The sequence below is a fragment of the Mycobacterium sp. genome (genome assembly GCF_036488105.1).
Classification (GTDB): domain Bacteria; phylum Actinomycetota; class Actinomycetes; order Mycobacteriales; family Mycobacteriaceae; genus Mycobacterium.
Genome location: NZ_DASXHW010000083.1, coordinates 1 through 8360, shown reverse-complemented (window position 1 = coordinate 8360; position 8360 = coordinate 1). Strand labels below are relative to the sequence as shown.

Annotated in this window: 1 protein-coding gene; it reads left to right on the top strand. The window is 66.7% G+C overall.

Features of this window, described 5'->3' with window-relative positions:
* A partial coding sequence (locus VGH54_RS04780) for a beta strand repeat-containing protein (RefSeq protein ID WP_331510796.1) occupies positions 1–8360 on the top strand: 8360 nt, incomplete at both ends.

Below are 8360 nucleotides of genomic sequence, written 5' to 3'. Positions count from 1 at the left end.
CCGTCGGCAACAGCGCAGCGCCCGCCACCGGCCAGATCGATTTCAACGGCCCCGTGATCCTCGCCACCGGCCCCATCAGCGTCACCACGCACAACGCCGCCATCGACTTCAACGGCACCGTCGACGGCGCCGAAGCGCTCACCGTCAATGCGGGCACGGCCGCCGCCAACTTCGGCGGCGCCGTGGGCGCAACCACCGCGCTCACCAGTCTCAGCACTGGCGCGCTCGGCGGCACCGCCCTCAACGGCGGCACTATTCGTACCAGCGCCGCACAGACCTACAGCAATGCGGTCACGCTCGGCGCCGACAGCACGTTGAGCGGCGTCAATGTACAATTCGCCGGCACCGTGAACGGGGCGCACGCGCTCACCGTCAATGATTCCGGCGCCACCGTGTTCAACGGCGTGGTCGGCGGCAGCACGCCGCTCACCAGCCTCACCACCGACGCGCCCGGCACCGTGGTCGTCAATACGGCAGCCGTCACCACCAGCGGCGCGCAGACTTATGGCGAGAACATGACCCTTGGTGCGGACGTCACCTTCACCGGGTTGGGACTCACCTTCGGCGGCACGGTCGACGGCTCGCACGCCCTCAGCGCCAATGCCGGCAGCGGGGCGCTGCACTTCAACGGCACGGTCGGCGCGGGCACGCCCTTGGTCTCGCTCAACGCCACCGGCAACACCGTCGGCGCCGCGGCCGTCACTACCACGGGCACGCAAACCTACACCGCCAACGGCGGTGTCACCTTGAGCGGCAATCTCGGCACCGTCAATAACGCCGTCACCATCACCGGTCCCACCACGCTCGGCGGCGACGTCACCGTCGCCACCCTCGGCGGCAACATCACGTTCGCGGGCGCCACCAGCAGCATCAATGGCGCGCACAATCTCACGCTCACCGCCGGCGCGGGCAACGTGGTGCTGGGCGGCGTGGTCGGCGGCATCGCGCCGCTCACCGGCCTTCACGTCTCCGGCTACGACCTCACGCTGCCGGGCATCAGCACCGTGGGCGACGCCAACCAAAGCTACACCGCGCTCGACAACATCACGCTCAACCAAAGCCGCACCGTGAATGCGCCCATCGCCTTCACCGCCGATGCCGACGGCAACGGCAGCGGCTCGTTCATTCTGTTGAACGGCGTGTCCTTGACCGCCTCCAACAACACGCTATCCATCACCGCCGCCGACATCGATCTGCAAGGCAACAGCACACTGTCCTCGGGCAGCGGCGTCATGAGCCTCGCCGCCAGCGACAGCCGCAACATCGCGCTCGGCGGCAGCGTAGCTGCGGGCCAGATGACCATTACCGGCAGCGAACTCGCGCGCATGAGCAGCTCCGGGGGATTGACGCTCAACACCACGGGCGCCGGCTGGATCCATGTCAACGGCATTACCGGCGTGCAAAGCCAGAACATCACCGGCACACTTACTCTGGACGCGCATGGTACGGGCGATATCAGCTTCATCACCGCGCAGTCCACCTTCAATGCGCTTACCACCGCCGCCGCCGGCGGCCTCACCAACGTTGGCGTGAACCTCACCACCACCAACGACCCCATCGACTTCACCACGCCGGTCTCGGTGTCCGGCGCCTCCACCATCAACAGCGGCGGCGGCAACATCAGCTTCGACGCCGCGCTCTCGGTGGACAATGACCTCACCTTGAGCACCAACAACGGCACGCTGACCTTCGGCGGTAACGTCGGCAGCAACAAGACCCTCACCTTGAACTTGGGCGGCGGCGCGGTGGTAGGCTTGGTCCGGTTGCAGCCCACCCTCACCGGACTCACCGTCAACGCCGCCTCCGGCCTCACCCTGCCCGCATTCGCCATCAATGGACCGCAGGTCTACAACACCGGCCCCATCACCGCCACCGGCAACCTGAGCGGCATCGGCATCGCCTTCAACAACCTGGTCGACGTCCAGCCCACCGCCGGCCACGCGCTCACCATGAATGCCGGCACCGGCACCTTGGCGTTCAACAACCTTGCCAGCTTCAACGCCAACGACCTGACCTTGATCGGCGACGGCATGAATTTCTCCCGCCCCGTCACCGGTTCCGGCAACCTCGTCATGCAACCCTTCACGGCGGGCACCAACGTCGCCGTGGGCGGCAGCGGCGCGCCCATCGTGGGCCTCAACCTGACCTCGGCTGAGCTCGCCCAACTTCCCATCGGCACCCTCGCCAGTCTCACCATCGGCAACGGCGCAGGCACGGGCTCGCTCGATGTGGCCGGCGCGCTCAATGTCTCCGGCACGCCGCTCACCTTGAATGGCGGCGGCGGCATCAGCCAAAGCGGCGGCGCCGTGATCTCCGGCACGCTCACCTTGTATGCCGCCGGCAACCCCATCGCGCTCGCCAACGGCGCGAACGCCTTCGGCGCCGTGGCGCTGAACGGTTCGCCCTCCGCGGTCAGCCTCGCGAACACGCTGAACATCAGCCAGCTGGGCTCGGCCGCCTGGAATCTCGGCAGTGCTCCGGTCACGCTGAGTGCCGGCACGCACGACATCACGCTCACCAACGCCGGCAACACCTTCGGCACGCTGGCGCTGAACGGCGGCAATGTACAAGTCACCGAAGCGGCCGCCACCGACTTGGGCGCGTCCGTCATCGGCAAGAATCTCACGGTCATTTCCAGCGGCGCCATCAACTTCAGCGGCGCGCTCAACGATACCGGCAACGTCAGCCTCACCTCCACGGGTGCGGTCACGCAGTCCGCGCCGCTCACCATCGGCGGCAATCTCAGCGTGCTCACCACCATCGCCGCCGGCGATGTCACCGTGAACAATTCCGGCGCGACGGCGACCTCCATCGGCGACACCTTCGTCGGCGGGGACTACGTGCTCACCGCCACCGGCGAGCCTGTCACCCAGGCCGCCGGCGCCAGCCTGCAAGTGGCCGGCAACGCCACCGTCACGGGCTCGAGCATCGTGCTCGGCGGCGCCGGCAATCTCATCGGCGGCACCACCACTCTGCCCGCCAGCAACACCGCCGTGGTCACCCAGGCCGGCGTGATCACGCTCGGCAACCGCACCGATCTGGGCAGCCTCACCGTCGTGAGTTCACGCACCAACCGCACCATCGGCAGTGCACCCCTTCACGGCACGGCGATCAACCTGAACAATGCCGCCAACAACATCACCGGCAATATTTCGATGAGCGCGAGCCCGCCGACCATCAGCGTGGGCGGCGCCGACGTGCAAACCGGCATCGTGCAAGCCGCCAACACGTCCGTCTCTGTCGCCGGCGTCGCGAGCTTCACCGCCGAAAGCTCCGCCGCCGGCAGCCTCGGCATCAACTTGACCAACGCCGGCAACCAGTTCGGCACGCTGCTGTTGAGCGGGAATACCGTCAACGTCACCAACTCCGCCGCCGGCCTCACCACCATCGGCAATGCGCTCGCCACCACCAGCCTGACGCTCACCACCCACGGTGGGCTCGCCCAGAGCGGCGCCATCGTTTCACCCGCACTCAGCGTCAACACCAACGGCGCGGTGACGCTCAACAATGTCGCGAACGCCGCAGGCTCCCTCGCCGTGGTGTCGGCCGGCAACCCCATCAGCTTCGTGAACTCCAGCGATCTCGTGGTGGCCGGTATCGATGCAGGTTCTTCGGCAGTCAGTTTGACTGCAGGGGGTACCGGCAATCTGACCCAGTCGGGCGCGTTGCAACACGTCACGGTCTTGAATACCAATGCGGGCGGCGCGGTCACGTTCAACAACAGCGGCAACACCATTGCCACACTGGGCGCTTCCACTGCGGGTACGGGCCTGCAAGTGTTCGATTCGACGGCCGTCGATGTGTCCGGCGCGCTCACCAGCACCACCGGCAACCTCGCCTTGCGCAGCAGCGGCGATCTCACCTTGGATGCCGGCGGCCGCTTGCTGGCACTCGCCGGCGGCATCGTCGTCTCCACCGAGGGCGCCGGAAATTTCATCAACACGTCCACCGCCGCAGGTGCAGCGCTGGTAGTAGGCAACGGCGCACGCTGGCTGGTATACAGCGACACGCCCGATCTCGTGGCCGGCGCGCATACCGTCAAGGGCGGACTCACCTCCGCCTTCCGCCACTATGGCGCCACGTATGGCAGCTACGCGCCCGGCGCCGTGACCGAAAGCGGCGACGGTTTCATCTACAGCCAGGCCGCGGGCGCGCTCACCGTGAGCGCCATCATCAACGGCACACCCTCGCAGGTGTACGGCGCCACGCCCACCGGCAGCTTGGGTTACACGATCAGCGCCGGACTCTTGGATAGCGAGGACAGCGCCGCCAACGTGGTGAGCGGCGGCACCGCCGCTTACAGCCAAGCGCTCACCAACGCCATGAACGCCGGCACCTACAGCATTCTCTATACCGGCGGCCTCACCTCGAACTACACGCTGACGCCCTCTGGCACCGGCGTGACCTACACCGTCACGCCTGCGACCCTCACCTACACCGCCAATGCCGCGTCGCGCCTCTACGGCGCCGCCGACCCCACGCTCGGCGGCAGCATCGGAGGCTTCGTGCTCGGCCAGACGGCCGGCTCCATCTTGAGCGGCAGTGCCGCCTGGAATACGACCGCGCTCGCCACCAGCAACGTCGGCCAATACGCCATCAACGGCAGCGGTTATACGCTGACGGGGGGCAACACCAATTACACCTTCGCTCAAGCCGCCGGCAACGCCACCGCGTTCACCATCGGCAAGGCCGGCTTGACCGTCACCGCCGCGGACGCCGCGAAGCCTTACGACGCGCTCGCCTACAGCGGCGGCAACGGCGTGACTTACAGCGCCTTCGCGAACGGCGAGACCGCGGCCGTGCTGAGCGGCGCGCTCACCTACGGCGGCACCGCGCAGGGCGCGCGCAACGCAGGTGTTTACAGCATCACGCCGGCCGGTCTCACCTCCGGCAATTACGACATCACCTTCATCGACGGCAGGCTCACCGTGGCGAAGGCCACCCTCACCGTGTCCACCGGCCCCACGAGCAAAACCTACGACGGTACCCTGGCGGCTTCGGGCACCGCCGTCGCTGCGGCCGGCACGCAATTGTTCGGCACCGACAGCTTGTCGGGCGGCACATTTGCCTTTACCAACGCCAACGCCGGCATCGGCAACAAGACCGTCACCGTCAGCGGCGTCACCCTGAACGATGGCAATGGCGGCGCCAATTACACCGTCAGCTACCTGAGCAACGCCGCGAGCACCATCAATCCCGCCGCCATCACCGTGAGCGCCAATAATGCCGTCAAGACTTATGACGGTACCTTGAGCGCCGCCGACACGGCCGCCCTGGTCTCCGGCACCCTGTATCACAACGCCAGCAATGGCAATGCGCTCGACACCTTGAGCGGCGGCAGCTTCGCCTACACCGATCCCAACGCGGGGACCGGCAATAAAATCGTCACCGTCGGCGGCGTCACGCTGAATGACGGCAACAGCGGCGGCAACTACACCGTCACCTACGCGAACAACACCACCAGCACCATCAATCAGGCACCGCTCAACTTCGTCGGCGCCGTCACCGAGCGCGCCTACGACGGCACGCTCAATGCCGCGTTGTCCGGCTACACTCTCACCGGCCTCGTCGGCACGCAGACATTGAGCGCCAGCGCCACCGGCGCGCAGTTCACCGACAAGAACGCCGGCTCCGGTAAAACCGTCAACATCAGCGGCATATCGCTCGCCGACGGCACCAATGGCGGCCTGGCATCGAACTACCACATCGGCTCCACGGCCACCGCCACCGGCATCATCGATCCCAAGCTGCTCTCGGTGAACGCCGTGGTCGCCGACAAGGTGTACGACGGCAATGCCGCGGCCACGCTCTTGAGCTACGGACTGTCCGGCTTCGTGGGCAGCGAGACCGTCGTGCCCGTGTTCACCGGGAGCGCCGCCTTCGCCGACAAGAATGTCGCCAACAACAAGGCGGTCACCATCACCGGCATCAACCTGCTCAACGGTACCAACGGCGGCCTCGCCGGCAATTACAGCGTCGCGCCCACCGCCTCCAGCACCGCCAACATCACCCCCGCCGCGCTGCACGTGGCCGGTGTAGTGGCCGTGGACAAGGTCTACGACGGCACCACCGCGGCGGTGCTCAACACCCAGGGCTCCATACTCACCGGTGTCATCGGCAGCGACAACGTGCAGGTCGGTTCCATCACCGGTTCCTACTTGACCAAGGACGTGGGCGTCAACAAACCCATCGTCGGCATCAGCAACTTCGTGCTCACCGGCACCGACGCCGTCGACTACACCATCGTGCAACCGTCCGGTCTCACCGCCAGCATCACGCCACGCAGCCTCACCGTATCCGCCGTCGGCAACAACAAGGTGTACGACGCCACCACCGCCGCCACCGCCACGCTCAGCGACAACCGCATTGCCGGCGATGTGCTCGGCATCACCTCCACCGACGCGTTCACCGACAAGAATGTCGGCAACGGCAAGTACCTCGCCGTCGCCAACATATCCATCAGCGGCACCGACGCGCACAACTACGTCGCGAATACGAGCACCGCCACTTTCGCCAACATCACGCCCGCGACGCTCACCATAACCGCCGCCGGCGCCGACAAGGTGTACAACGCCACTGCCGCCGCCGCCGTCACGCTCAGCGACACGCCCCTCGGCAGCGATGTCGTCGGTCTCACCTACTCCACCGCCGCCTTTGCCGACAAGAATGTCGGCCAGGCCAAGACCATCACGGTGAGCGGCATCAGCGGCAGCGGCAGCGACGCTGGAAATTACGTGATCCCCACGTTTGCCACCGCAACCGGCAATGTCACTCCTGCCACCATCACCCAGGTGACCGGGGTGAACGCCGCCAACAAGGTGTACGACGGCACTACCAGCGCCACCCTGGTGACGAGCACGCTGGGTTTCGTGGGCGAATTCGCCGGCGACAGCCTCACCGCCAGCGCCACCCATGCCGTGTTCAACGACAAGAACGCCGGCAACGGCAAGACCGTCACCATCGGCGGCGTGGTGCTCGCCGGCCCCGATGCCGGCAATTACGTGCTCGCGACCTCCGGCGTCACCATCAGCAGCGCCGATATCACACCGCGCCCACTGACGGTGTCCGCCACCGGCGAGGACAAGATCTACGACACCACCACCGCCGCCACGGTCACGCTCGCCGACAACCGCATCGCCGGCGACTCGCTCACCGTCTCATCCAGCAATGCATTCCTGGACAAGAACGCCGGCAAGGGCAAATACGTCGACGTCTCCGGCATTACCCTCGCCGGCGCCGATGCCGGCAATTACACGGCGAATGCCAGCACATCGACGTCCGCGACCATCATCCCAGCGACTCTGATCGTGGTCGCCGGCGGCACCGACAAGGTGTACGACGCCACGAGTGCGGCGACGGTCACGCTCACCGACCGTCCCCTCGGGAACGACGTCATCAATTTCGGCTATACCAATGCCGTGTTCACCAACAAGAACGTCGGCAGCGCCAAGCCGATCACCGTCAGCGGCATTACCGGCAGCGGTGCCGATGTCGGCAACTATGTCTGGAACGCCGTCGCTACCACCACGGCGAACATCACACCCGCCGCGCTCACCGTGTCCGCCACCGCGGCCGCCAAGCCGTACGACGGCAATACGACGGCCACGGTCACGCTCACCGACAACCGTTTCGCCGGCGACCAACTCGCCATCACCGACTCGAGCGCCGCTTTCGCCAACGCCGATCCCGGCACCGGCAAACCGGTCGCGGTCAATGGAATCAATATTGCCGGCGGGGCGGATCGAGCCAACTACGTGCTCCAGGATGCAAGCCTCACCACCACTGGAACCATCACCGGCGACGTCACCGGCGGTGCAGCGGGCATTGCGTCGCTGCCGCCGGCCGTACCACCCACACTGACGCCGGCGGTCGCGGTGCCCGCCGCCTCCACGCTCAACCTCACTCTGCCGAGCACCTTCGGCGGCTTCAGCGGCAGCGCGAACGCTGCCACCAGCAGCGGCGGCGGCGCTGCCATCAGCGCCACAAGTGGCTCCCTCGCCACGAACAGCGCCGGCATGAGCGGCAGCTTCACCAATGCCGCCACCCAGGGCACCGCGAACGCCGGCTCCGCTGATACCAGCACTGTGGGCGCCGCGAACACCGCCCGTGCCGACTCCACGCCGGCGGTAACAGTGTCCTTGGTGCAATCCGCGACCGCTGAGCTGCGCGGCATAGTGTCGGTGTCCGTGCCTCAGGAATTCGTAACCTCCGGCGCGGGCTTTAGCTTCGCGCTATCCAGCGCGGTGGTTGACGCCGCGGCAAACGCCGGAGGCGCCGATGCGGTGCGCGTGACGCGCATGAACGGCAAACGCCTTCCGGTATGGTTGCACTACATAGCCGCTACGCATTCCTTCACGGTG